The organism is Streptomyces himalayensis subsp. himalayensis, from assembly GCF_013778455.1.
Classification (GTDB): domain Bacteria; phylum Actinomycetota; class Actinomycetes; order Streptomycetales; family Streptomycetaceae; genus Streptomyces; species Streptomyces himalayensis.
The window spans coordinates 1-25,304 of record NZ_JACEHE010000035.1; the positions used below are offsets into that span (position 1 = coordinate 1).

Annotated in this window: 25 protein-coding genes; 12 read left to right on the plus strand and 13 right to left on the minus strand. The window is 69.7% G+C overall.

Translation table 11 applies throughout. The annotated features are described in order from the left end of the window. The coding region (locus H1D24_RS35245; protein WP_181661803.1) for a transposase at window positions 1-261 on the plus strand (261 nt) is incomplete at its 5' end. 68 nt (window positions 262-329) lie between these two features. On the opposite strand, the gene H1D24_RS35250 is transcribed toward H1D24_RS35245, so the two are convergent. Together H1D24_RS35250 and H1D24_RS35255 are read right to left on the minus strand one after the other, a co-directional pair. Next, window positions 330-524 (minus strand): hypothetical protein, encoded by a 195-nt coding sequence (locus H1D24_RS35250; protein ID WP_181661804.1) that lies wholly within the window; start codon window positions 522-524, stop codon window positions 330-332. Between the two features lie 146 nt (window positions 525-670). Next, the gene (locus tag H1D24_RS35255; protein WP_181661805.1) at window positions 671-1,534 is read right to left on the minus strand and encodes a phosphatidylinositol-specific phospholipase C/glycerophosphodiester phosphodiesterase family protein; all 864 of its coding nucleotides are present in this window, start codon (window positions 1,532-1,534) and stop codon (window positions 671-673) included. 399 nt (window positions 1,535-1,933) lie between these two features. Between H1D24_RS35255 and H1D24_RS35260 the strand changes: the two genes are divergently transcribed. After that, a complete protein-coding gene (locus tag H1D24_RS35260; RefSeq protein ID WP_181661806.1) occupies window positions 1,934-2,431 on the plus strand; it encodes a DUF2975 domain-containing protein in 498 nt (165 codons plus the stop codon). Continuing rightward, window positions 2,431-2,652, plus strand: coding sequence for a helix-turn-helix domain-containing protein (locus tag H1D24_RS35265; protein WP_181661807.1), 222 nt, complete (start codon window positions 2,431-2,433; stop codon window positions 2,650-2,652). Before H1D24_RS35260 ends, H1D24_RS35265 begins: the two co-directional genes overlap by 1 nt. A gap of 72 nt (window positions 2,653-2,724) precedes the next feature. On the opposite strand, the gene H1D24_RS35270 is transcribed toward H1D24_RS35265, so the two are convergent. Further along, a complete protein-coding gene (locus tag H1D24_RS35270; RefSeq protein WP_181661808.1) occupies window positions 2,725-3,702 on the minus strand; it encodes an NADPH:quinone oxidoreductase family protein in 978 nt (325 codons plus the stop codon). Between the two features lie 129 nt (window positions 3,703-3,831). Continuing rightward, on the minus strand, window positions 3,832-4,590 hold the full coding sequence (locus H1D24_RS35275; protein ID WP_181661809.1) for a PIG-L deacetylase family protein: 759 nt from the start codon (window positions 4,588-4,590) through the stop codon (window positions 3,832-3,834). 94 nt (window positions 4,591-4,684) lie between these two features. On the opposite strand from H1D24_RS35275, the gene H1D24_RS35280 reads away from it, so the two are divergent. Then, the gene (locus H1D24_RS35280) at window positions 4,685-5,272 is read left to right on the plus strand and encodes an AraC family ligand binding domain-containing protein (protein WP_309484565.1); all 588 of its coding nucleotides are present in this window, start codon (window positions 4,685-4,687) and stop codon (window positions 5,270-5,272) included. 25 nt (window positions 5,273-5,297) lie between these two features. On the opposite strand, the gene H1D24_RS35285 is transcribed toward H1D24_RS35280, so the two are convergent. The 7 genes from H1D24_RS35285 to H1D24_RS35315 all read right to left on the minus strand — a co-directional run bounded on the left by H1D24_RS35285 (window position 5,298) and on the right by H1D24_RS35315 (window position 12,889). Next, the gene (locus H1D24_RS35285; protein ID WP_181661810.1) at window positions 5,298-6,323 is read right to left on the minus strand and encodes a LacI family DNA-binding transcriptional regulator; all 1,026 of its coding nucleotides are present in this window, start codon (window positions 6,321-6,323) and stop codon (window positions 5,298-5,300) included. 112 nt (window positions 6,324-6,435) lie between these two features. Continuing rightward, window positions 6,436-7,863, minus strand: coding sequence for a BNR repeat-containing protein (locus tag H1D24_RS35290; protein WP_181661811.1), 1,428 nt, complete (start codon window positions 7,861-7,863; stop codon window positions 6,436-6,438). Window positions 7,864-7,892: 29 nt separating this feature from the next. Beyond that, the gene (locus tag H1D24_RS35295; RefSeq protein ID WP_067280349.1) at window positions 7,893-8,213 is read right to left on the minus strand and encodes an L-rhamnose mutarotase; all 321 of its coding nucleotides are present in this window, start codon (window positions 8,211-8,213) and stop codon (window positions 7,893-7,895) included. Window positions 8,214-8,230: 17 nt separating this feature from the next. Continuing rightward, window positions 8,231-9,313: a rhamnose ABC transporter substrate-binding protein gene (gene rhaS / locus H1D24_RS35300; protein WP_181661812.1), complete on the minus strand. Its 1,083-nt coding sequence runs from the start codon at window positions 9,311-9,313 to the stop codon at window positions 8,231-8,233. Between the two features lie 33 nt (window positions 9,314-9,346). Next, complete coding sequence (locus tag H1D24_RS35305) at window positions 9,347-10,342, minus strand: ABC transporter permease (RefSeq protein WP_181661813.1); 996 nt, start codon at window positions 10,340-10,342, stop codon at window positions 9,347-9,349. Continuing rightward, window positions 10,335-11,375 carry an ABC transporter permease gene (locus H1D24_RS35310; RefSeq protein WP_181661814.1) on the minus strand — a complete coding sequence of 347 codons (1,041 nt, stop codon included), beginning with the start codon at window positions 11,373-11,375 and terminating at the stop codon, window positions 10,335-10,337. The genes H1D24_RS35305 and H1D24_RS35310 overlap by 8 nt, the downstream gene beginning before the upstream one ends. Continuing rightward, on the minus strand, window positions 11,372-12,889 hold the full coding sequence (locus H1D24_RS35315) for a sugar ABC transporter ATP-binding protein (RefSeq protein ID WP_181661815.1): 1,518 nt from the start codon (window positions 12,887-12,889) through the stop codon (window positions 11,372-11,374). The genes H1D24_RS35310 and H1D24_RS35315 overlap by 4 nt, the downstream gene beginning before the upstream one ends. Before the next feature lie 268 nt (window positions 12,890-13,157). On the opposite strand from H1D24_RS35315, the gene rhaI reads away from it, so the two are divergent. The 7 genes from rhaI to H1D24_RS35350 all read left to right on the plus strand — a co-directional run bounded on the left by rhaI (window position 13,158) and on the right by H1D24_RS35350 (window position 22,441). Next, a complete protein-coding gene (rhaI, locus tag H1D24_RS35320) occupies window positions 13,158-14,318 on the plus strand; it encodes an L-rhamnose isomerase (protein ID WP_181661816.1) in 1,161 nt (386 codons plus the stop codon). 130 nt (window positions 14,319-14,448) lie between these two features. Then, window positions 14,449-16,488 carry a bifunctional aldolase/short-chain dehydrogenase gene (locus H1D24_RS35325; protein ID WP_181661817.1) on the plus strand — a complete coding sequence of 680 codons (2,040 nt, stop codon included), beginning with the start codon at window positions 14,449-14,451 and terminating at the stop codon, window positions 16,486-16,488. Next, complete coding sequence (locus H1D24_RS35330) at window positions 16,485-17,936, plus strand: rhamnulokinase (protein WP_181661818.1); 1,452 nt, start codon at window positions 16,485-16,487, stop codon at window positions 17,934-17,936. Before H1D24_RS35325 ends, H1D24_RS35330 begins: the two co-directional genes overlap by 4 nt. A gap of 118 nt (window positions 17,937-18,054) precedes the next feature. After that, window positions 18,055-18,810, plus strand: coding sequence for a (Fe-S)-binding protein (locus H1D24_RS35335; protein WP_181661819.1), 756 nt, complete (start codon window positions 18,055-18,057; stop codon window positions 18,808-18,810). Further along, window positions 18,807-20,282, plus strand: a complete 1,476-nt coding sequence (locus H1D24_RS35340; RefSeq protein WP_181661820.1) for a LutB/LldF family L-lactate oxidation iron-sulfur protein — start codon at window positions 18,807-18,809, stop codon at window positions 20,280-20,282. Before H1D24_RS35335 ends, H1D24_RS35340 begins: the two co-directional genes overlap by 4 nt. Then, window positions 20,279-20,962 carry a LutC/YkgG family protein gene (locus H1D24_RS35345; RefSeq protein WP_181661821.1) on the plus strand — a complete coding sequence of 228 codons (684 nt, stop codon included), beginning with the start codon at window positions 20,279-20,281 and terminating at the stop codon, window positions 20,960-20,962. Before H1D24_RS35340 ends, H1D24_RS35345 begins: the two co-directional genes overlap by 4 nt. A gap of 399 nt (window positions 20,963-21,361) precedes the next feature. Beyond that, the gene (locus H1D24_RS35350) at window positions 21,362-22,441 is read left to right on the plus strand and encodes a sugar ABC transporter substrate-binding protein (protein ID WP_181661822.1); all 1,080 of its coding nucleotides are present in this window, start codon (window positions 21,362-21,364) and stop codon (window positions 22,439-22,441) included. A gap of 113 nt (window positions 22,442-22,554) precedes the next feature. On the opposite strand, the gene H1D24_RS35355 is transcribed toward H1D24_RS35350, so the two are convergent. Further along, complete coding sequence (locus tag H1D24_RS35355; RefSeq protein ID WP_181661823.1) at window positions 22,555-23,574, minus strand: LLM class flavin-dependent oxidoreductase; 1,020 nt, start codon at window positions 23,572-23,574, stop codon at window positions 22,555-22,557. Between the two features lie 207 nt (window positions 23,575-23,781). Here H1D24_RS35355 and H1D24_RS35360 point away from each other — a divergent pair, with 207 nt between their 5' ends. Then, the gene (locus H1D24_RS35360; protein ID WP_181661824.1) at window positions 23,782-24,228 is read left to right on the plus strand and encodes a hypothetical protein; all 447 of its coding nucleotides are present in this window, start codon (window positions 23,782-23,784) and stop codon (window positions 24,226-24,228) included. 60 nt (window positions 24,229-24,288) lie between these two features. Here H1D24_RS35360 and H1D24_RS35365 read toward each other — a convergent pair whose 3' ends face one another. Next, window positions 24,289-25,299: a helix-turn-helix domain-containing protein gene (locus H1D24_RS35365; protein ID WP_181661825.1), complete on the minus strand. Its 1,011-nt coding sequence runs from the start codon at window positions 25,297-25,299 to the stop codon at window positions 24,289-24,291. Between the last annotated feature and the right edge of the window lie 5 nt (window positions 25,300-25,304).

Genomic DNA, 25,304 nt, shown 5'->3' on the forward strand with positions numbered 1-25,304 from the left:
TTCGCTGATCGCGGCTACGACTTCGACAAGTACCGCCGCCTGCTGTGGAAGCGCGGCATCAAGCCCCTCATCGCCAGGCGCGGTGCCGCCCACGGCTCGGGCCTGGGCCGAACCAGGTGGGTGGTCGAGCGCACCTTCGCCTGGCTCCACCAGTTCAAACGACTGAGGACCCGCTACGAGCGCCGTGCCGACCTCCACCAGGGCCTGCTGGAACTGGCATGCGCCATCATCTGCCTCCGCCGACTCCGCAAATCATTCTGAAACGATCAGTAAGACGCCCTGGGGCTGTTGGGCAAGTCCAGCGCGATGACGCCGACCGCCCGGGCTGCTCACGGATCGAGGTGGCTGACGATCTCCGCCGTCGCCGAGAGGCCCTCATGGATGGTCGGCGCCATGCTCGTGCTCGCGAGATAGAACCCGAGCAGTATGCACACCAAGGCATGCGAGACCTTCAGCGAGCCGTTACGCATAAAGACCACCGCCAGGATCAGCAGCAGTAGCACCGCAGAAATTGAAACAGCCATCGCCCGGTCTCCTCCGCCACGTCGAAATCCGTGGCCTCCGGCCGCAAGTCTGGCGTAGCGGAGGGACCCTCCCGGCGACTGGCGTGTCCCCCGAAAGTGTGTTGACTCGCTGTGATGGCATGGCCCTGAACCGGGGGACCGCTCGATTACGCCTTGTCGTGCGCGTCCAGGAACGCCTCGAGGCCCGCCAGGTCGTCCGTGTTCAGGTGGTCGACGTCGGCGGCGACCAGCTCGCTCCACACCGCGTCGCGTGCGGGCCCTGCCAGGTCGGGAGTGGCCCAGAAGCGCACGCGCTGCCCGCGCGCGTGGGCGGTGGTGACGATGCCCCGCAGCTTGTCGCGCTCCGCCGCGGGGAACGGACCGACTCCCTGCCAGGTGAAGTTGTTGTTCCAGTTGTCGCTGATCAGCGGGATGAAGGAGGCGGGCGCCGGCGATCCGAGGTCGGCCAGCCGGCCGTCGTAGAACGCGCGGCGCATATGCTGCGCCTCCATCGGGGCACGGGCGGCCCGGTCCCCGGAGATCACAGCGGTCACCGCCCTCTGGTGCACGGTGCCGTGCGCGTACGAGGTGAAGATCTGCCGGTAGCGCTGGAGGTGGCGGTCGAGTTCGAGGTACGTCGAGGCGCCTTCGGTCTTGATGTCGATGAGGAGCTGCCGGGGCGCGCGATAACCGCGGTACACGGAGCCGCTGTTCGCCCGGATGCGGGCCAGCAGCGGGTCCAGGTACAGCGATTCGAGCGTGCGGGACGGGTCGAGGTCCACCGGGTCGTGCGCGACGAGCAGTTGGTCGCCGACGAGGTAGATGTCGGCCTCCACGCTCGTGAAGCGGTGGTCCAGTGCGTCGAACAGGGGCCGGGGGTGCTCGTAGTCGTTGTGCGCGTGGGCGCGCCGGAGCGGTCGCGGCCCCCGCTGTCGCTCGCTCGCGCGGGCATGCGCGGCGGGAGCGACGACGCTGCCCGCGAGGGCGGCGCCGAGGGTGGTGAGGGCTCTGCGGCGGGTGGTAAGGGCCATACTCAGCCTCCCGGAAGTGCCGTACGGGACACCGGCGAGTATGGGGGCCCGGGATGCACAACGGGCATGACTGCGCACTGAGTTGGCTGGACTGCCGCCGTGCGTTCACTTCGCGACGGAGCCGCACCTCGCGTTCACGCGGCGACCATGGCGAGCGGCAGCGAGGGCACGGCGTACTCGTGGCGCTTCGCCGACAACCGGCTCAACGTACTCGTGGCGCTTCGCCGACAACCGGCTCAACGTACTCGTGGCGCTTCGCCGACAACCGGCTCAACCACCGCCGCTGCTGCGCGGTCGGCTGGATACCGGCGGGAGCGATCGTACGAGGTGGCGGTCTCACCTTGCCGCACCTATCGAAAATCGATAGATTCCCATCGTGACTCGATCGAAGGAGAGGCGATGGGAAAGCTGACAGTGCTTGCACTGCGCGCCGTGCTCGTGGTGCTGCTCGCCGGCTCGGTGTTCGTCCAGGCCGTGATGGTGCCGCTGTTGGCCATCGACCTGAAGGAGGCCGAAGCCGATCTCGTGACCCAGCGCGTCCCGCTCCTGGTGATCGTGGTGCTCGGAGTTCTCGCCTTCCAGGTCGTACTGGTCTGCGTGTGGCGCCTGGTGACGATGGTGCGCCGCGGAACGGTCTTCTCCGACGCGGCGTTCCGGTACGTGGACGTCATCACCGGCGCGTTCGCGGCGGCCGCTCTACTGGTGTTCGGGATCGCGGTGGTCCTGGCGCCGGGTGAGGCCGTCGCGCCGGGCATCGTCCTCCTGGTCTGCGGGGTTTCCGTGGCGGTCCTGGGCGTGGCGCTCATCGTGCTCGTGCTGCGGATGCTGCTCGCTCAGGCCGTCGCGCGCGACATCGAAGCGGCGCAGATGCAGGCCGAGCTGGCAGAGGTGATCTGATGCCGATCGCCGTCGACATCGACGTGATGCTGGCCAAGCGGAAGATGTCCGTGGGCGAGCTCGCGGACCGCGTCGGGATCACGCCCGCCAACCTGGCCGTGCTCAAGAACGGCCGCGCCAAGGCGGTGCGCTTCTCGACGCTCGCGGCGCTCTGCGAGGTGCTCGAGTGCCAGCCGGGAGACCTGCTGCGCTGGGAGAACCAAGACGTCGCCGACGGGTGACGTCAGCGGCATGGCGCGGGCTGTGCCGTCACGCAGGGGGTCCTGCGCGACGGCACGGTGTGGCTGCGCCCGTCAGGCGATCGCCGCTCCCCCAAGACCCGGGACGACGGCGATACGACCGGTCGTGACTCCGTCAGCGACGCGCTGCACGGCCTCCGCCGCGCCCTCCAGCGGCAGGCGGTCGCTGACGAGGGGCTTGATCGCGCCCTTCGCGGCGAGCTCGGTCAGCTGCTCGTGGCAGTGCAGGACCGCCTGCGGGTCCTTCGTGTTGTACAGGCCCCAGTGCAGGCCGAGGATCGAATAGTTCTTCACCAGCGCGTGGTTGAGCGCGGGCGTCGGAATCGTGCCGCTCGTGAACCCGACGACGACGATCCGGCCCTCGAACGCCACGCACTTCGCCGACTGCGCGTACGCGTTGCCGCCCACCGGGTCGTAGATCACGTCCGCGCCCCGGCCGCCGGTGGCCTCCTTGACCGCGGCGACGACGTCGTCCGTGTACCGGTCCAGCACGAGGTCGCAGCCGAGTTCACGAGCGACCTTCACCTTCTCCGGGCCGCCCGCGACGCCGATGACGGTGGCACCCGCCGCCTTCCCGAGCTGCACGGCCGCGCTTCCGACGCCGCCCGCGGCCGCGTGCACGAGCAGCGTCTCGCCCTCCTGGATGCGGGCGCGGCGGTGCAGGGCGAACCAGCCCGTCTGGTAGCCGATGTGCAGCGCCGCCGCCTCGGCGTCGTCCAGCGCGTCGGGCGCGGGCAGCAGGGCGGCCGCATCGGCGACGGCGTACTCGGCGAAACCGCCGTACGGGAGCGCGGGGTTCGCGATGACGCGGCGGCCGTCCTCCGTCTCGCCGCAGATCTCCACGCCGGGCGTGAACGGCAGCGAGGGCCGGATCTGGTACTGCCCGCGGCACAACAGGGCGTCGGGGAAGTTGACGTTCGCGGCCCGCACCCTGAGGAGGACCTGCCCGTCGCCGGGTACCGGCTCGGCCGTCTCCTCGAGGCGCATCGCCTCCCTCGGCTCGCCGTTCTCGTGCACCTGCCATGCCTGCATTGCGGGGCCTCCACGGGACTGTTCGTAGAACCAGGCTCGGACACGCATACTAAGCGGTCGCTTGGATGTGTGGGAACAGTCGCGTCCATCACTGTCCGCGTGAGTTTCCCTGCCCGCCTCCCGTCGGCCTCAGCGGCCGAAGACCTCGAACGCCACCGCGGGCCTTCCGCCGAACCGCCGGCCCGTGGCCTCGGCGTTGTCGAAGAGGAAGGTGCGGCAGTACGTCTCCGGATCCTCGTCCGTGAGCGCCTCAATGTAGGTGCGGTGTTCCAACAGGGAACGGACCGACCTCTCCAGTCCCGGGGTGGCGTCCACGGCGTGCGTCGGCTGCGCGGATCCGGCGACGGCGACCCAGCGCACCCCGTTCCACGGCTCGAGGCCCTCGTCGGCGAGCTCCGGGAAGATCCAGCGGTTGCCGGCGTCGGACGCGGCGTCGAGGGTGGCGCGGCCGACGGCGACATGATCCGGTGTGTTCCAGGCGACGCCGCCCCAGGTGTCGCGGTGGTTGAGGGTGATGACCAACTCGGGCCGGTGGCGCCGGATCGCCGCGGCGATGTCCCGGCGCAGCCGGAGTCCGTACTCGATCACGCCGTCCTTGTGGTCGAGGAACTCCACACTCGTCACCCCGACGACGGCGGCGCTCGCCCGCTGCTCCTGTTCCCGCAGGGGCCCGCACTTGGCGGGCTCCATCGTGTCGATGCCCGCCTCTCCGCGGGTGGCCAGGACGTATGCGACCTCGCGGCCGGCGTCGGTCCATGCGGCGACCGCGGCCGAGCAGCCGTACTCGAGATCGTCGGGGTGGGCCACGACGGCGAGGGCGCGCTGCCAGTCGGTCGGCATGGGTGCGAGCTGCGGCTCGGTCGTCGGGTCGGTCTGCGGCTCAGTCATGAACGGGAGCCTATGGCGTCGCGGCCTGGCCCGGGGTGTCTCCCGGCTCCGGGTAACATCCGCCTCCGCATAGGCTGAACATGGGAGGAAGTCGGTGGCACCGCACTCGGAACCCGGCGTGCTCGCCTGGATGGCCGATCTGCTCGGTGAGACGCCCCCGGAACAGGGCGGAGCACTGTGGCGGCTGGCTGCCCGGGAACGGCAGTTGGACGCGAACGTGGTGCGTCTGACGCCTGGGGCCGATGTCGCCGCACACACGGAGCCGGATCTCGACGTACTGCTGTACGTGACCGACGGCGGCGGACAACTCGACGCGGAGGGCAGACGGCACACGCTCGGGCCGGGAAGCCTGACGTGGCTGCCGCACGGCACCCGCCGGTCGCTGTCGGCGGGCCCGGACGGCATGGCCTATGTCACAGTGCACCGCCGCAGGCCCGGCCTCACCATCCGCTCGGCCGCACCTGGGCGCGAGCCGCAGAGGGGGAGCGAGAGCGAGCTGCAGGCGGAGGGCGCGCCAGAGCCGCAGCGCCGGCCACACCCGGGCGAGCCCGTGGCACAGCCGGAAGGCGGCGAGGCCGCCTGTCTCCTGCACCGTGTCTGCCCCGACTGCGGGCGTCTCGCGTCGGAGCGCGACGCCCTGTACTGCAGCCGGTGCGGCACCCGCCTCCCGTCGGAGGAGTGACCACCCTTCCGACGTCGGCCCGACGTCAGCGCGTGGCCAGGCTGGAGCGGCGCACCACGAGCTCCGGCTGGAGCACGACCCGCTTGTGCTCGTGCGGCGCCGAGGCGGTCTCGGCCTCCGTCTCCTCCAGGAGGAGCTCGGCGGCGAGCGCGCCCATGGTCACCGCGGGCTGACGCACCGAGGTGAGTGGCACGGCCGCGGCGGCGGCGAACTCGATGTCGTCGTACCCGACGATCGCCAGGTCGTCCGGCACGCTCACCCCGGCCGCGAACATGGCCTGCAGGACGCCGAGCGCGAGCAGGTCGTTGGCGCAGAACACGGCCGTCGGGCGCTCGGCGAGCCCGAGCAGCCGGGCCCCGGCGTCACGGCCCGCGGCCACATCGAGCCGCTCGGTCGGCAGTTCGCGCAGCGCATCCGGCCCGAGCCCCGCCTCGGCGAGCGCACTGAGGGCACCCGTCCGGCGGTCCCGGACCTGGTTCAGCCCGGGCGGCCCGCTCACATACGCGATGGAGCGGTGCCCGGCGTCGACGAGATGCCGTACGGCCAGCGCGCCGCCCACCACGTCGTCGACCGAGACCGAGCACTCGGTGGTGCCCTCGGCGACCCGGTCGACGAGCACGAACGGGATGCCGTGGCGGCGGAACGTCTCGATGTTGCGTCCCGTCGCGTCGGCGGGCGTCAACAGCACACCGCGCACCCGCTGCTCGGCGAAGAGCGACAGGTACTCGGCCTCCTCGCCCGCGCTCTGCGCGCTGTTGCAGACCATGACACCAAGACCGGCCTGGCGCGCGGCCCGCTCGGCGCCGCGCGCCACGTCCACGAAGAAGGGGTTGCCCATGTCGAGGACGAGCAGACCCATGATCCGGCTGCGGCCGGCCCGCAGCTGGCGGGCCGACTCGCTGCGGACGTAGCCGAGCCGGTCTATCGCGGACAGCACCCGGGCGCGGGTCTCGGTGGCCACCGTGTCCGGACGGTTGATGACGTTCGAGACCGTGCCCACGGAGACTCCGGCGGCGCGGGCGACGTCCTTGATACCCACCGACTGGGCCATCGGGCGAGGACCTCCAAAGGGATGTGGAGCGGCGGGTGCGCGTTCACATTACCTTCGTGGCGCACCCGCCACGGTCACGTCGGTCACGGCTTCCCGGTGACGACGTCACGGATCAGGTGGGCAGGCGGAAGTTGAGGTTGCGCAGCGCCGAAGGCGTCGTACCGCTGGACTTCTCCTGGTACATGATCGACAGGAAGTTGTCCTGCGCGACCCGCGTCTCGTCGATCACGACCTCACCGAAGGCGTTCAGCCCGGCGCCGACTCCGTCGTACAGGATCGTCCAGTCCGTGTACCCGGACGCCTTGGAGGCCCCGGCGATACGACAGAACGGGAAGATCGCGTACGCGTTGTCGTACTTGTCGAGGATCAGCTTGGTGCGCTGGCTGGAGTTCAGCGGCACCGGTATCTCGGTCTTCTGCCAGGCGCCGGACGAGTTCTTGCGGACGTGGAAGGCACGGCCGTTGTTGGTCCGGTCGGTGACGTAGTTCGTGGTGCACTGGCCGAAGCGGCCCGGCACGTAGCTGATGATGGCGTGCGGCAGACCGGCCGAGTCCGTGAACTGGCTCTCCTGGTTCATCAGCGAGTGGTCGGGGTTGAGGGGGTCGACGACGAGTCCGGCGTCGGTGACGGCGACCTTGTCAGAGCCGCCGGTGGTGCCGACGACGGTGCCCGCGTTGTTGCGCCAGGTCCGGCCGCGGTCGTCCGAGTAGACGTAGCCGGTGTCGTGGTTGGTGATGCCGCCGCTGCTGCACATCACGGCACCGTTCTGCTCGCGCCAGGTGAAGAACGAGTGCAGGCGCCCGTTCTTGTCGTAGTCGATGCCGTGCAGGTACATGTTGCGGGCCGTGCTGGAGCCGTGCTCGCTGGTGTAGGTGCCGGTGGAGCTGGTCCACTCGCCGAGGTTGGTCCACGAGGTGCCGTCGTACTCGGCGAGTGCGTTGCGGCCGTTGCCCGAGATCCCGACGCGGTAGCTGAGCTGGAGCCTGCCCTCGGGCGTCGAGATGAACTGCGGATAGGTGAACTGCGAGGTGAGCGCGAGTCCGTCGAGGGTGGACTGCGGTGCGCCGAAGCGGCTCGCGGTCCAGCTCAGTCCGCCCGGGTTGTCCATGAGGCCGGCCACCGACCTGACGTAGGTGAAGCCGTCGCTGTGGGAGTCCATGTTGAGGTGCAGCCGGCCGTCGACCTTGGAGATGCCCATGGAGATGACGTTGTGGGAGTCGTTGTACCGGAGGGTGTGGCCGACCTTGACCGTGGACCAGGTGCTCGAACCGAACACGCGACGGCCGACGACGGCGTTGCGGTCGGCGGTGTACCAGACGGCGTACTGGTAGCCCTTGTAGGTCAGCAGACCGTTCTTCTGGAACGAGTTGTTGTTCACCAGGCCGTCGTAGGAGACGAAGTAGAGGGCCTGGGTGTCGAGTGTGGTGCTGCCGGTGAGGGTGAGCGAGGGGCCCGGGTCGGCGGCGCGGGCCGTGCTAGTGAGTGCCACGGCACTCAGTCCCGAGGCGAGGGCGGTGGCCAGCAACGTGCGTCTTCTCATATCCGCATGCTCCTGAGATGGGGGGTGTGTCACGCAAGATGGAACACTTCGGTGAGGGGTTTCATGGCCTCGTCGGGCCGGGCGCCGTCCAACGACTCGAAGAACGGCGCCATCTCCGCCTGCCAGCGGGCGTTGACGTCGGTGGCCTCCATGCCGGCCTGGGCGGCCGCGAAGTCCTCGGTCTCCAGATAGCCGACCAGCAGGCCGTCCTCACGCAGGAACAGCGAGTAGTTGTGCCAGCCAGTGGCCGAGAGCGCTTCGAGCATCTCGGGCCACACGGCGGCGTGCCGCTCGCGGTACTCGTCGAGGCGGTCCGCACGGACCTTCAGCAGAAAGCACACGCGCTGCATCAACGACCCTCCAGGTACTAGAAGTTGAACTGGTCGATGTTCTTCTTGTCGAACACGGTCGGCTTGCCGAGGCTGATCACGCCGTCCTTGCCGATGGTGTAGGTGCCCATGTCGCCGGCCTTGAAGGTCTCACCCTCCTTGCCGGTGATCTGCCCGGAGACCAGGGCGACCGAGGTACGCGCGGCGAGCTCGCCGAGCTTGGCCGGGTCCCACAGCTCGAACGCCTCGACGGTGCCGTTCTTGACGTACTTGCGCATGTCGTTCGGGGTGCCGAGGCCCGTCAGCTTGACCTTGCCCTTGTACTTGGAGCCGGACAGGTACTGGGCCGCGGCCTTGATGCCGACCGTGGTCGGGGAGATGATCCCCTTCAGCTTCGGGTACTCCTGGAGCAGGCCCTGGGTCTGCTGGAAGGACGCTTGCGCGTCGTCGTTGCCGTACGCGACCTTCACCAGCTTCATGTCCTTGTACTTGGGATCCTTGAGCTCGTCCTTCATGAACTCGATCCAGGTGTTCTGGTTGGTCGCGGTCTGCGCCGCGGACAGGATCGCTATCTCGCCCTTGTAGCCGATCTGCTCGGCGAGCAGCTGCACCTCGGTGCGGCCCAGGTCCTCGGCGCTGGCCTGCGACACGAAGGCGTTGCGGCAGTCGGCCTTGGTGTCCGAGTCGTACGTGACGACCTTGATGCCGTTCTTCATGGCCTGCTTGAGAGCGGTGCACAGGGCGCCCGGGTCCTGCGCCGAGACGGCCATCGCGTCGACCTGCTGCTGGGTGAGCGTGTTGACGTAACTGACCTGGCTGGAGGTGTCGGTGGCGCTGCTCGGGCCGACCTCCTTGTAGCTGGAGCCCAGCTCCTTCAGGGCGGCCTCGCCGCCCTTGTCGGCGGAGGTGAAGTACGGGTTGTTGACCTGCTTGGGCAGGAAGCCGACGGTCAGGCCCTTCTTGAGTTCCGCGTTCGGGTCGGCCTTGCCGGCCGAGGCGGAGGATCCGCCCTCGTCCTTGACGTCGTTCTTGGTGGTGCCGCCGCAGGCGGTGGCGGCCAGGGCGAGCGAGGTGACGGCGGCGAGGGCCGCGCAGGCACGGCGGATGGATGACTTGCGCATGGTGGAGGTCCTTTACGAGGGTGAGCGGAGCGGTTACGAGGTCGGTGTCGAGGCGGCGGCTCTGCGACCCGCTCTCGCGACCGAGATCTGGCGCCCGACCCGGGGGCCGAGCACCGAGACGACGAGCAGGACGCCGGTGACGACGATCTGCGACTGGGCGGAGACGTTGACGAGGCTCATCACGTTCTGCAGCGCGCCGAGCAGGAAGACTCCCGCGATCGCACCGCCGAGCGTGCCCTTGCCGCCGTCGAAGTCGATGCCGCCGAGCAGCACCGCGGCGATGACGGCCAGTTCGAGGCCGGTGGCGTTGTCGTAGCGGGCGCTGGCGTAGTGCAGCGCCCAGAAGACGCCGGTGAGCGCGGCCATCAGGCCGGTCACGGTGAACAGGATCAGCTTCTGCCGCTTGACGCGGATGCCCGCGAACCGGGCGGCCTCCTCGCTGGCGCCGATGGCGAACAGCGAGCGGCCGAACGGCGCGGCGTGCAGCACGACCACGGCGATCGCCAGCAGCACCAGGAAGGGCAGGAGGGCGTACGGGATGAAGGTGTCGCCGATGCGTCCGGCCGCGAAGTCCAGGTACTGCGTGGGGAAGTCGGTCACGGCGTCCGAGCCGAGGATGATCTGGGCGATGCCTCGGTAAGCGGCGAGCGTACCGATCGTGACGGCGAGAGACGGCAGTCCGAGCCGGGTGACGAGCAGGCCGTTGATGAGGCCGCACACCGCGCCGAGCAGCAGGCACAGCGGGATGATCGTCTCGATCGTCATGCCCTGGTTCCACAGAGCGCCCATCACGGCGCCCGAGAGACCGGCCGTGGAGGCGACCGACAGGTCGATCTCGCCGGAGACCACGAGCAGGGTCATCGGCAGGGCGATCAGCGCGATCGGCAGCGTGTTGCCGATCAGGAAGGACAGGTTGAGGGCGTTGCCGAAGCCGTCGACGAAGCCGAAGGACAGCAGGAGTACGACGATGAGGAGGGCGCCGACGACCGTGTCCCAGCGGACGGCGCGCGCGAGGGGCGAGTCAGCCATGGCGGGCGTTCCTCTTCTTCAGGGCGGACGCCACCCGCAGTGCGACCACACGGTCCACGGCAATGGCGAGGATGAGCAGGATGCCGTTGATGGCGAGCACCCAGACGGAGCTGACGCCGAGTGCGGGCAGCACGCTGTTGATGGAGGTCAGGAGCAGTGCGCCGAGCGCCGCGCCGTAGACGCTGCCGGAGCCGCCGGTGAAGACGACGCCGCCGACCACGACCGCGCTGACGACGGTCAGTTCGTAGCCGTTGCCCGTGCCGGAGTCCACGTTGCCGAACCGGGCGAGGTACATCGCGCCCGCGAGACCGGCCAGGCCGCCGCAGAAGGTGTACGCGGCCAGGATCCGCTTGCGGACCGGGATGCCGGCGAGGCGGGCGGCCTCCGGGTTGGAGCCGAGCGCGTAGAGCTCACGCCCGCTGCCGAAGTGCTTCAGGTAGTACGCGGTGGCGACCAGCACCGCCAGCGCGATCAGCGCCAGGTACGGCACCGCGGAGATGCCGCCGGAGCCGAAGTCGACGAATCCGCCGGGGAGATCGGCCGCGGTGATCTGCCGTGAGCCGACCCAGATCGAGTCGATGCCGCGGATGATGTAGAGCGTGCCGAGGGTGACGACGAGCGCGGGCACCTGGCCGAGGCTGACCAGCAGGCCGTTCAGGAGGCCGAAGCCGACTCCGAGCAGCACCGCCAGGGCGATCGCCACGACGGAGTTCCCGCCGCCCTGCAGATAAGTCCCGGCCGCGAAGGCGCTGATGCCGAGCGTCGAGCCGACCGACAGGTCGACGTTCCGGGTGATCACGACCAGCGACTGGCCCGTGGCGACAAGCACCAGGATGGTCGCGTTCAGCAGCAGGTCCTTGATGCCCTGCTCGGAGAGGAACTCGCTGTTGCCCATCTGGGTGATCGCGATCATCACCAGGAACACGAGCAGGATGGCGAGTTCGCGCATCTTGAAGACGCGGTCGACCAGGCGAGTGCCACTCGACTTGCGTATTTCTGCTGCGGGCGCGGGGTTGGGGGCGGTCACCGTCATGCGGCGGCCCTCCCGGTGGCTGCGGCCATCACGGATTCCTCGGTGGCTTCAGAGCGTGGGATCTCGGCGGTCAGCCTGCCCTCGTGCATCACGAGCACGCGGTCGGCCATGCCGAGGATCTCGGGCAGGTCGGAGGAGATCATCAGGACGGCCACGCCGTCGGCGGCCAGCTGGCTGAGCAGCCGGTGGACCTCCGCCTTCGTACCGACGTCGATGCCACGGGTCGGCTCGTCGACGATCAGCACCTTGGGCGCGGTGGCGAGCCACTTGGCGAGGACGACCTTCTGCTGGTTGCCGCCGGACAGCGTGTTCACGGTGTCGGCGATCCGGGCGTACTTCACCTGCAGCTTGACCGCCCAGTCGAGGGACCGGCTGCGCTCGGCGCCGCGGTCCATCAGGCCGGCCTTCACGGTCGTACGCAGACCGGTGAGGCCGATGTTCCGCTCGATGGACATGTCCATCACCAGGCCCTGGGCGCGCCGGTCCTCGGGGACGAGGGCGAGCCCGGCGGCCATGGCGGTGGACGGTGCGCCGTTCGTCAGCGCCTTGCCGTCGACCTCCACCTCACCGGCGTCCCAGCGGTCTACGCCGAAGACGGCCCGGGCGACCTCGGTGCGGCCGGCGCCCACGAGTCCGGCGAGGCCGACGATCTCGCCGCGCCGGACGTCGAAGGAGACGTCGGTGAACACGCCCTCGCGGGTCAGGCGCCGCACACTCATCGCCACCTCGCCCGCCTGCACCTCCTGCTTGGGGTACAGCTCGTCGAGATCGCGCCCGACCATCCGTCGTACGAGGTCGTCCTCGGTCATGCCGTCCAGCGGCTCGCTGGAGATCCAGGCGCCGTCCCGCAGAGTCGTGACCCGCTGGCAGATCTGGAAGATCTCCTCCAGGCGGTGCGAGATGAACAGCACCGCGGCGCCCTGCTCGCGCAGGGTGCGGACGACGCCGAACAGGCGCGCCACCTCGCTGCCGGTCAGGGCGGCGGTGGGCTCGTCCATGATCAGGACGCGTGCGTCGAAGGAGAGCGCTTTGGCGATCTCGACGATCTGCTGGTCGGCGATGGACAGGCCGCGCGCCGGGCGGTCGGGGTCGAGTTCCACGCCGAGGCGCTGCATCAGGGCGACGGTCGCGGCGTGCGTGGCCTTGTGGTCGATGCGGCCGAGGGCGCGCCGGGGCTGGCGGCCCATGAAGATGTTCTCGGCTATCGACAGGTCGGGGAAGAGCGTGGGCTCCTGGTAGATCACGGCGATGCCCGCGTCGCGGGCGTCGGCCGGACCGTGGAAGACGGTGGGCTCGCCGTCCAGCAGCACCTGACCGGCGTCCGGTCGGTGCACGCCGGCGAGCGTCTTGATGAGGGTCGACTTGCCCGCGCCGTTCTCGCCGGCGAGTGCGTGCACTTCGCCGGGGAACAGTTCCAGGGATACGTCCCGCAGGGCGCGTACGGCGCCGAAGGACTTGGAGATGTCCTTCAGCGCCAGCACGGGGGCCGGACCCGTGTCGGACCGGTGGGTCATGGGGGCTCCTCAACGACGCGGGCAGAGCCGCCTCACGACGTCGTGAAAGGTTTCAACTGGGTTGCCGGGACGTTAGACATGCCACGCAGGTCACGTCAATGGGTCCGTGTCGAAATTTTCGACGCCAAATGGTCACGACAGGGTCACGGCGGTCAGTCTTTGTCCGAAGGGTTGACAGCCCTTCGAGCGGCTCATAGCTTCGCTGTCTGAATCGATTCAGAATTCTTCAGTACGCGTCTTCCAGACCCGATGTCACAGGAGCCCCGAAGTGACCGAGCTCGCCGCGGTGAAGGCCGCGCTCAAGACCCAGGCCGTCGAGACGCCGTCGTGGGCGTACGGGAACTCAGGGACCCGCTTCAAGGTGTTCGCCCAGCCGGGGGTCCCGCGGAATCCCCGCGAGAAGCTGGACGACGCGTCGAAGGTGCACGAGTACACCGGGGTCGCACCGACCGTCGCCCTGCACATTCCCTGGGACAAGGTCGACGACTACGCGGCTCTTGCGAAGCACGCGGAGGAGCGCGGCCTGAAGCTGGGCGCGATCAACTCCAACACCTTCCAGGACGACGACTACAAGCTCGGCAGCATCTGCCACCCGGACGCGGCAGTGCGCCGCAAGGCCGTGGACCACCTCCTGGAGTGCGTCGACATCATGGACGCGACCGGTTCGAAGGACCTGAAGCTGTGGTTCGCGGACGGCACGAACTACCCCGGCCAGGACGACGTCCGCGAGCGTCAGGACCGCCTCGCGGAGGGCCTGGCCGAGGTCTACGGGCGGCTCGGTGACGACCAGCGGATGCTGCTCGAGTACAAGTTCTTCGAGCCGGCCTTCTACACCACGGACGTCCCGGACTGGGGCACGGCGTACGCGCACTGCCTCAAGCTCGGCCCGAAGGCGCAGGTCGTGGTGGACACCGGGCATCACGCGCCGGGCACCAACATCGAGTTCATCGTCGCCACGCTGCTGCGCGAGGGGAAGCTCGGCGGCTTCGACTTCAACTCCCGCTTCTACGCGGACGACGACCTGATGGTGGGTGCCGCCGACCCCTTCCAGCTGTTCCGGATCATGTACGAGGTGGTGCGCGGCGGTGGCTTCACCTCTGATGTCGCCTTCATGCTCGACCAGTGCCACAACATCGAGGCGAAGATCCCGGCGATCATCCGTTCGGTGATGAACGTGCAGGAGGCGACGGCGAAGGCTCTCCTCGTCGATCGCGACGCGCTCGCCGAGGCTCAGCGGTCTGGTGACGTGCTGGGCGCGAACGCCGTACTTATGGATGCGTACAACACCGATGTACGGCCCCTGCTGCGTGAGGTGCGCGAGGAGATGGGGCTGGACCCCGACCCGATCGCTGCCTATCACGCCTCCGGCTGGGCGCAGAGGATCGCCGAGGAGCGGGTCGGCGGGCAGCAGGCGGGGTGGGGCGCCTGATCGCTGGGTTTCGTCTGCGGGCCAGGCCGGTGGCAGTCTGCCGGCCGACTTCGGCTGGTCGCGCAGTTCCCCGCGCCCCTAATGGGGCGCCCGAGCACCCGTACCAATCTTCACTTAAGGACTGAGAACCATGGCACCCCACCCCGAAGCCGCCGCCCTCCTGGCGCGCTCCCATCGGCTCGGCGCCGACCCCCGCAACACCAACTACGCAGGTGGCAACGCATCCGCGAAAGGCACCGACACCGACCCCGTGACCGGCGGCGACGTCGAATTGATGTGGGTCAAGGGCTCGGGCGGCGATCTCGGTACGCTCACCGAAGCGGGACTGGCGGTCCTGCGCCTCGACCGGCTGCGGGCGCTCACGGACGTCTACCCGGGCGTGGAGCGCGAGGACGAGATGGTCGCCGCGTTCGACTACTGCCTGCACGGCAAGGGCGGTGCGGCGCCGTCCATCGACACCGCGATGCACGGCCTGGTGGACGCGCCGCACGTCGACCACCTCCACCCCGACTCCGGTATCGCGCTGGCCTGCGCGGCCGACGGCGAGAAGCTGACCGCCGAGTGCTTCGGCGACAGCGTGGTGTGGGTGCCGTGGCGCCGGCCCGGCTTCCAGCTCGGTCTGGACATCGCGGCGGTCAAGGAGGCCAACCCGCAGGCGATCGGCTGCATCCTCGGCGGCCACGGCATCACGGCGTGGGGCGCCACGGCCGAGGAGTGCGAGCGCAACTCGCTGCACATCATCCGCACCGCCGAGGCGTTCCTCGCCGAGCGCGGCAAGGCCGAGCCGTTCGGGACGGTCATCGAGGGATACGAGGTGCTGCCCGAGGGTGAGCGCCGTGAGCGGGCGGCAGCCCTCGCGCCGTACGTCCGGGCCGTCGCCTCTCAGGACCGCCCGCAGGTCGGCCACTTCACCGACTCCGATGTCGTCCTCGACTTCCTCGCGCGCGCCGAGCACCCGCGCCTCGCGGCCCTCGGCACCTCCTGCCCGGACCACTTCCTCCGTACGAAGGTCAGGCCGCTCGTCCTCGACCTGCCGCCGACCGCTCCCCTCGACGAGGCGATCGCCCGCCTGAAGGAGCTGCACGCCGAGTACCGCGAGGAGTACGCGGCCTACTACGAGCGGCACGCCGAGCCCGACTCGCCCGCGATGCGCGGCGCGGACCCGGCGATCGTGCTGGTCCCGGGCGTGGGCATGTTCTCCTTCGGCAAGGACAAGCAGACGGCCCGCGTGGCCGGCGAGTTCTACGTCAACGCGATCAACGTGATGCGGGGCGCCGAGGCGGTCTCGACGTACGCGCCGATCGAGGAGTCGGAGAAGTTCCGCATCGAGTACTGGGCGCTGGAGGAGGCCAAGCTCCAGCGGATGCCGAAGCCCAAGCCGCTCGCCACGCGCGTGGCGCTGGTGACGGGCGCGGGCAGCGGCATCGGCAAGGCGATCGCGCACCGGCTGGTCGCCGAGGGCGCGTGCGTGGTGGTCGCCGACCTGAACGCGGAGAACGCGGCCGCCGTCGCGGAGGAGCTGGGCGGTCCTGACAAGGCTGTCGCCGTCACTGTCGACGTGACCAGCGAGGAGCAGATCGCCGAGGCGTTCAAGGCCGGGCTGCTCGCGTTCGGTGGCGTCGACCTCGTCGTCAACAACGCCGGCATCTCCATCTCCAAGCCGCTCCTCGAGACCACGGCCAAGGACTGGGACCTGCAGCACGACATCATGGCTCGCGGTTCGTTCCTGGTCTCCCGCGAGGCGGCGCGCGTCATGCGGGACCAGGGCCTGGGCGGCGACATCGTCTACATCGCCTCCAAGAACGCCGTGTTCGCAGGGCCGAACAACATCGCCTACTCCGCGACCAAGGCGGATCAGGCCCACCAGGTGCGGCTCCTTGCGGCCGAGCTGGGCGAGCACGGCATCCGCGTCAACGGCGTCAACCCCGACGGTGTGGTGCGCGGCTCCGGCATCTTCGCCGCCGGCTGGGGTGCTCAGCGCGCGGCCACGTACGGGATCGAGGAGGAGAAGCTCGGCGAGTTCTACGCCCAGCGCACCATCCTCAAGCGCGAGGTGCTGCCTGATCATGTCGCGAACGCCGTGTTCGCGCTGACCGGCGGGGACCTGACACACACGACCGGGCTGCACATCCCCGTGGACGCGGGTGTCGCGGCCGCCTTCCTGCGATGAGCGCGGGGACGGCGGGCTCGTTCGCCGCGGTCGACCTCGGCGCGTCCAGCGGACGCGTCATGGTCGGCCGCGTCGGCCCCGGCACCCTGGACCTCACGGAGGTCCACCGCTTCCCCAACCGGCCGGTGCGCCTGGCCGAGGGGCTGCGATGGGACATCCTCACCCTGTACTCGGGCGTGCTGGACGGGCTGCGGGCGGCCGGGCAGGTCGACTCGGTCGGCGTCGACAGCTGGGCCGTGGACTACGGACTGCTGGACACGGACGGCGCGCTGCTCGGCAACCCGGTGCACTACCGCGACGCCCGTACCGAGGGCGTCGCCGAGAAGGTGTGGGCGACGGTCCCGGCGGAGGAGCTGTACGCGGCGACAGGGCTTCAGCACGCGCCCTTCAACACGCTGTACCAGCTGGTGGCCGCCCACGACACCGCTCAACTGGCCGCCGCCGAGCGCCTGTTGCTGATCCCGGACCTGATCTCGTACTGGCTGACCGGCGAGGCGGGCACGGAGCTCACCAACGCCTCCACCACCCAGCTGATCGATCCACGCACGCGTGACTGGTCGTACGACACCGCGGCCCGGCTCGGCATCGACCTCAGCCTCTTCGCGCCTCTGCGGAACCCGGGGGACCCGGCAGGCCATCTGCTCCCGCACATCCTGGAGGAGACGGGGCTGACCGGACCCGTGCCGGTGACAGCGGTCGGCTCGCATGACACGGCCTCCGCCGTCGCCGCGGTCCCTGCGACGACCGAGCGGTTCGCCTACATCTGCACCGGCACCTGGTCGCTGGCCGGTCTGGAGCTCGACGCTCCCGTGCTGAGCGAGGCGAGCCGAACGGCCAACTTCACCAATGAGCTGGGCCTCGACGGCACGGTCCGCTATCTGCGCAACATCATGGGCCTGTGGCTGCTGCAGGAGTGCCTGCGGTCCTGGGGCGGCCCGGATCTGCCCGCGCTGCTGCGGGATGCTGCTCAGGTCGAGCCGCTACGGGCCGTTGTGGACGCGGGTGACGCAGCGTTCCTCGCCCCTGGCCGGATGCCGGAGCGGATCGCCGACGCCTGCCGGGCGACCGGCCAGCCGGTGCCCGGCTCCCCCGCCGAGACCACCCGCTGCATCCTCGACTCGCTCGCCCTCGCCCACCGCCGGGCGATCACCGAGGCCCAGCAGCTCGCCGACCGGTCCGTCGATGTCGTGCACATCGTGGGCGGCGGCGCGCACAACGAGCTGCTGTGCCAGTTGACGGCCGACGCGTGCGGGCTGCCGGTGGTGGCGGGACCCGCGGAGGCCGCCGCCCTCGGGAACGTGCTGGTCCAGGCGCGGGCCCGGGGCCTCGTCGGCGACCGCGCGTCGATGCGTGAGCTCCTGGCGCGGACACAGCCGTTGCGGCGCTACGAGCCGGCCGGCGATACCGCCGCATGGCGTGCGGCGGAGGCCAGGATCACCGCACCGTGACTCGGGAAACAGGAGGGGACGGCGGGAGGGTGTTGCGGGGCGTCTCCCAGGGCACCCTCCCGCCGCGTACTCTGCACTCATCCGATGATCCAATACGAAGGAACGCGAAGGAGCCGCAATGCGTGTCGCACTGTTCCTGACCTGTGTCAACGACACGCTCTATCCGGACACCGGCCGTGCCGTGGTGGATCTGCTGACCAGATTGGGTGTCGAAGTCGACTTCCCGATGGCGCAGACCTGCTGCGGGCAGGCGCACTACAACACCGGATACCGGCACGAGGCCGAGCCGCTCGCCCGGCATTTCTCCGATGTCTTCCGTGACTACGACGCGATCGTGACGCCGTCCGGCTCATGCGGGGCGATGGTACGTGAGCTGTATCCGCGGATGGGTGAGCGGGCGCGGGCGGAGGGCCGCGGCGACGGACTCGCGACCGCACTGGCACCCGTGGTTCCCAAGACGTACGAACTCACCGAGTTCCTGGTGGACGTGCTGAAGGTGACGGACGTCGGCGCGTACTACCCGCACAAGGTCACGTACCATCCCACGTGCCATGGCCTGCGCGGTCTCGGCCTGGGCGACCGCCCGCGTCGGCTCCTCCAGGCCGTCAAGGGGCTCGAGCTGGTGGAACTGCCCGGCGCCGAGGAGTGCTGCGGCTTCGGCGGCACCTTCGCCCTGAAGAACGCCGACGTCTCGGCGGCCATGGGCGCCGACAAGGTGCGCAACGCCGAATCGACCGGTGCCGACGTGCTGTGCGCGGCGGACAACTCGTGCCTCATGCACATCGGCGGCACGATGGGACGGCTGCGAACGGCCATGCGTCCCGTCCATATCGCGGAGATCCTGGCAAGCACGGAAGAGGAGCCTCTGGCATGACCGGCACCTTCGTGGGCATGCCCGCGTTTCCCAAGGCCGCGCACGACGCCGTGCGCAACAAGACCCTGCGCGGCAATCTGCGGCACGCGACGCACACCATCCGCGACAAGCGCGCCCGCGCCGTGACGGAGCTGGAGGACTGGGCGCGGCTGCGCGAGGCGGGCAAGCAGATCAAGGACCACACGCTGCACCATCTCGACCGCTATCTCGTGCAGTTGGAGGATGCGGTCACCGCGGCGGGCGGCACCGTCCACTGGGCGGCCGACGCCGACGAGGCCAATCGCATCGTCACGTACCTGGTGAAGGCCACGGGCGAGACCGAGGTCGTCAAGGTCAAGTCGATGGCGACGCAGGAGATCGGTCTGAACGAGGCCCTCGAGGCCGAGGGCATCCACGCCTACGAGACCGATCTGGCCGAACTCATCGTGCAGCTCGGCAAGGACCGCCCCTCCCACATCCTCGTCCCCGCCATTCACCGCAACCGGGGCGAGATCCGCGACATCTTCAAGCGCGAGATGGGCGAGTGGGGCCGACCGGCGCCGGACGGACTCACCGACACGCCCGCCGAACTCGCCGAAGCGGCCCGTCTCCATCTGCGCGAGAAGTTCCTGCGCGCGAAGGTCGGTATCTCGGGCGCGAACTTCATGGTCGCGGAGACCGGCACCCTGGTCGTCGTGGAGTCGGAGGGCAACGGCCGTATGTGCCTGACCCTCCCCGAGACGCTGATCTCGGTCGTGGGCATCGAGAAGATCGTGCCCACCTGGCGGGACCTGGAGGTCTTCCTCCAGACACTCCCCCGCTCGTCGACGGCCGAGCGCATGAACCCGTACACGTCCATGTGGACCGGCACCACGGACGAGGACGGCCCTCAGACGTTCCACCTTGTCCTGATCGACAACGGCCGCACCGACACACTCGCCGACGAGGTCGGCCGCCAGGCGCTGCGCTGCATCCGCTGCTCGGCGTGCCTCAACGTCTGCCCGGTGTACGAGCGGGCGGGCGGCCATGCGTACGGCTCGGTGTATCCCGGCCCGATCGGCGCGATCCTGAGCCCTCAACTGCGCGGCACGGAGAGCGAGATCGACGCCTCGCTGCCGTACGCCTCGTCCCTCTGCGGCGCCTGCTACGAGGTGTGTCCTGTGGCGATCGACATCCCGGAGGTGCTGGTGCATCTGCGGGAGCGCGTGGTCGAGGGCGGCCCGGTCACGCGTCAGGGCGCGAAGGTGGTGCTGAAGCCCGCGAAGGGGCATGCCGCCGAGCGGGCGGCGATGCGGGCGGCACGCTGGGCTTTCAGCCACCCGGGGGCGCTGCGCACGGGCCAGCGGCTGGCATCGCGCACCCGCCGGCTGCATCCCCGGTCGCTGCCGGGCCCCGGCCAGGCGTGGAGCGCGAGCCGGGAGATGCCGGCGGTACCGGCGGAGCCGTTCCGCGACTGGTGGCAGCGTACGCGCGGTGGAAAGGACGCCAAGTGAGCAGCAGGGATCTGATTCTTGGACGGGTGCGTCGCGCGCTGGCCGACGTACCGAAGGACGACACTCCCCCAGTGCCTGAACGGCCTGGGAGGGACCCCCAGTACGAGCAGGCCGTGGACCGCACGTATCTGCGCGAGCACGGCGACCGTACGACGGAACAGACCGTGGACCTGCTCGCCGAGAACCTCGCCGACTACCGGGCGATCGTGCACCGCACGGACAACGGCGGCCTGCCTGGTGTGATCGCGAGGCTGCTTGCCGAGCGCGGTTCTCGGACGGTGCTGGTGCCTTCCGGTCTGCCCCCGGAGTGGCTGGCCGAGGCGGCCGACGCGACGCGTGTCCCCGACAGCGCGGCGAGCACTCCGCACGAGCTGGACGAGATCGACAGCGTCGTCACCGGCTGTGCGGTGGCCATCGCGGAGACCGGCACGATCGTCCTCGACGGAGGCCCCGACCAGGGCCGCCGCCGCATCACCCTGGTCCCCGACCACCACATCTGCGTCGTTCGCGTGCCGGGACAGGTCGTCTCCTCGGTCCCCCAGGCCCTGGACCGGCTGGACCCGGCGCGCCCGCTCACCTGGATCTCGGGTCCCTCCGCGACCAGCGACATCGAGCTGGACCGGGTGGAGGGCGTGCACGGTCCGCGGACCCTGGAGGTCGTGCTGGTCGCCGGGGACTGACGACGCGGCCCACCGCGACGTCCCAGCAGACGGCGGCGATGTCGCACGCGACCGCCTCTGCGAGGGGCAACGCGGCGTCGCCCCGCTTCGCGTTCGACGTACAACCCTGCCCGACTGGCAGGGGGACTACGCAATACCAGCACCGCCGAGTGTGCCACTCTGGTGTGTAGGTGCCCTACCAGTCTTGGGCGGCTGCTGGTCCCCCAGCGCAGGGATTCGGCGCCCTCACCGTCGCCGAGCGTGTCCGGGACCTCCACCTGCCGATACTTGCGGCATCGGACGGGAGGCAGATGGGGATGTGCCGAGCCCTCACCCTCGCCGCGGGCCGTTTGCGAGTCGCCTTGAGCGTCTTCTCGGCTTGCGCCTGCCCGGCCGCTGAGCGATGCGGGGGTCTCTGACATGAGGACCCGCAGGTTGCACGCCATCGCAGCCATGAGCGCGGGACTCATGCTCACAGCCCTGGCAGGCTGCGGTGGGAACGGTGGGGCGGGCGGTGACAGCTTCACGATCGGCCTGCTGCTTCCGAGCTACGGGCGCCCTCGTTTCGATCACTTCGACAGGCCCCTGATCGAGAAGAGGCTGAAGGAACTGTGCGCCCATTGCAAGGTCGAGTACGCCAACGCCGGCGACGATGCGGCGGTCCAGCGGCGCCAGCTTGACACCATGATCACCAAAGGGGCGAGCGTCCTGATCCTCGACGTCGTCGACCCGAAGGCGCTCCGCTCCTCGGTCGAGGCGGCCCACAAGTCGGGAATCCCGGTCGTCGCCTATGACCGGCTGGCCCAAGGCCCCATCTCGGGCTTTGTCACCTTCGACGGTGCGCAGGTCGGCAGGCTCCAGGGTGAGGCTCTGCTCAAGGCCCTCGGTGACAAGGCGGACCACAGCCAGATCGTCATGATGAACGGCGATCCGAGCGGCCCCAACGCGGAGTGGTTCGAGAGGGGCGCGCTGTCCGTCCTCCAGGGCAAGGTGAAGATCGGCAAGTCCTACTACACCGTCGACTGGCAGGCGGGGAACGCTCACGCCAACATGTCCGGCGCCATCGCCTCCCTGGGCATGGGCGGGATCGACGGCGTCCTGGCGGCCAACGACTCCATCGCCACCGGCGTCATCTCCGCGCTCAAGACCGCCCACGTCACACCGCTGCCGCCCGTCACCGGTCAGGACGCCGACCTTGAAGCCGTGCGGCGCCTCGTCACCGGTGAGCAGTACATGACGGTCTACAAGCCCTTCAGGGACCAGGCCGGCGCCGCTGCCGCAATGGCCGTCGCCCTGGGGCGCGGGGAGGACGTGGGCGGCATCGCCACAGGCACCATCGACAGCGCCACCACCAAGGACATCCCCGCCGTACTGCTCACTCCCGTCTCCGTGACCGTCCGCGATATCAAGGACACCCTCATCAAGGACGGCGTCTACACGATCGACCAGATCTGCATCCCCAAGCTACGGTCCGCCTGCGACAAGGCAGGGCTCACCTGATGTGGCCGGGCTCGTCCAGATGAGACCAGGCTTTGCGAAGGAGGTGGCCCATGCCGGTTCCGCTCCATGCGACGCTTTCGACCGGCGTCGCCGTTCGGACCCGACACCGGGGTTCAGGCGGCCCTTCGCCAGCCGAGCGCCGGGCCGAGCTTGGTGGCGATGTCGGTGAGGATCTGGACGTAGTCCTCGTGGGCGAAGGTGAAGGGAAGCGCGAACGCGACCTCGTCGATCTCCCGGAACGCGGCGTGGGAGTAGAGCCGCTCGGCGATCTCCGCGGAGGTTCCGACAAGATCGGGCGCGAACATCATGCGTGCCGGTCCCTGCGGTGCGGTGGTACGCGGCGTCCGCTTCTCGGCGTACGCCCCGTACTTCGCGCGCTGTTCCGGTGAGGCGGAGTCGGTGGGGATGACGACGAGTCCCTGGGAGACGCGGGCGCGATCACCGTCAGGGTGGTGGGCGCGGAACGCCCGGACGTGCGAGAGCTGGATCTCGGCGAAGTCCTCGGACTCCTCCGCCTTCACGACGCTGCTGGTCAACAGGTTCATCCCGTGCTCACCGGCCCACTGGGCCGACCGCAGGCTTCCGCCGCCGTACCACATGCGCCGCCCCAGACCGGGGGCGTGGGGCTGGACACTGTCGGAGAACACCTCGAAACCCTCGACGCCGCTGAAGTCGGTGGCCGGCTTGCCGCGTACGAAGTCCAGCAGCCGCTCCACTCGGTCGTAGCTGAAGTCCTCGCTGTCGGCGGTGCCGGGGTAGAGCGCGTGCTTGACGTGGTCGTAGTGCATGGGCGGGCCCACGCTGACGCCCGGATTGAGGCGGCCGCCGGACAGGATGTCGACCGTCGCCAGGTCCTCGGCCAGCCTCAGCGGGTTCTCCCAGCCCAGGGGAATGACCGCTGTGCCGAGCTCGATGCGGGTGGTGCGCTGTGAGGCCGCTGCCAGGACGGCGACGGGTGACGAGATGCCGTATTGCAGATGACGGTGGCGTACCCACGCGCTGTCGAAACCCAGCTGCTCACCCAGTTCGATGATCTCGAGTGTCGACTCGTGACCCCGGCGAGGGTCGGCCTCGTCGAACAACCCGATGGTCAGGAAGCCCAGCTTCCGCAACGGCTCCGAGGTCAGCGGCACAGGCTCCTCCATCGTTCGCGGCGGCATGTTCTGCCGTGCACCAGTGCTGTCCCGATTCTGGCAGGGTGCCGCCGCGGCGACCCACACAGGATCAGCCCCAGCCCTGTTCATATTTCATGACTTGCATGGTTATGCGTGTCGCAGTGGTGCATCTCCAGGCGCGGTCGTAGCGTCGACACTGGAGCCAAGCTGTGGAGGGGATCCGACATGCAGAGACACAAGCTGAGGACAGCGGTCACGCTCTGTGCCGCCGCAGCGCTTGCAGCGGTGGCACCGGCATCCACCTCCGCAGGGGCATCGTCACCGACGCCGGAGCCCGATCCGGTCCTGGTCGACTGTTTCTTCGACCCACAAGTCCGCCCCGACGACTTCATCCTCGCCTGCGGGGACGGCAACAACCGGCTCGTCGACCTCCGATGGTCGTCTTGGGGACCGGCGGTCGCCGAGGCCCGCGGCGTCGACCTCGTGAACGACTGCCGGCCCTATTGCGCCGTGGGCAAGTTCCACGCCTACCCGGTCACCGTGAAGCTCGACCGGCCTGAGCCCTGGGAGAAGGATCCGGACCAGGACCACTACACCCGGATGCGCCTCGTCTACACCGACGACAAGCCTGCGCAGGCGGACAAGGAAGAGACGTTCAAACTCTGGGACTGACGCGTCACCACTGACGCACCACAAGGTCGGGCGGTCAGGGTGAGCCCGGCGCCACGGCGGTCAGGGTGAGCCCGGCGCCACGCCCGCGCCTGCGCGCTGCGCGGCGGCGGCACGGTGGCGGAAGATGTGCCGGTACGCCTGCGGCGAGATGGTGGTGAGGCGCCCGAAGTGGTGCCGCAGGTTGGCGGCGGTGCCGAAGCCGGTGCGCCGGGCGATGTTCTCCACGGGGTCGTCCGTGGTCTCCAGGAGTTCCTGGGCCAGCCGCACCCGCTCCTGGAGGATCCACTGCAGCGGGGTGGTGCCGAGCGCCTCGCGGAAGCGGCGGGCGAAGGTGCGTTCGCTGAGATGGGCGGCGCGCGCGAGTGCGGTGACCGTCAGCGGCTCGTGCAGGTGCTCGCGTGCCCACTCCAGGACGGGGGCGAGGCTGTCGTTCTTCCGTTCCCGGGCCGGTGGCTTGGCGTACTGGGTCTGTCCTCCCTCGCGGTGCGGTGGCACGACCATGCGGCGGGCGACCTCGTTGGCGACCGCGGATCCGTGGTCGAGCCGGACCAGATGGAGGCAGAGGTCGATGACGGCACCGGTGCCGGCCGAGGTGTAGACGGTGCCGTCCTCGATGTAGAGCGCTGTCGGGTCGTACTGGACGTCGGGGAAGCGGTGGCCGAAGTCGACGGCGTTCATCCAGTGGGTGGTCGCCCGTCGGCCCGTGAGCAGCCCGGCGGCGGCGAGCACGTAGGCGCCGCTGCACAGGGACACGACGCGCCGGCCCCGCTGGTGCGCTGCGCGTACGGCATCGACCAGAGGCTCCGGTGGGTTGGTCTGGACGCGGCGGGAGCAGGCGGCCACGACGACGGTGTCGGCCTCGACGAGGTCGTCGAGGCCGTACGGCGTTTCCAGGCTCAGCCCGGCCGTGGTGCGCAGCGGGCCCGGTTCGGCGGCGCACAGCCGCAGGTCGTACCACGGGTCGGTGATGTCGCTCCGGTCGACGCCGAAGACCTCGCAGGGCACGGCGAGTTCGAAGGTGGGGGCGGCGTCGGTCACCGCCACGGCCACGACATGCTGGTCTGCGCTCATGGCAG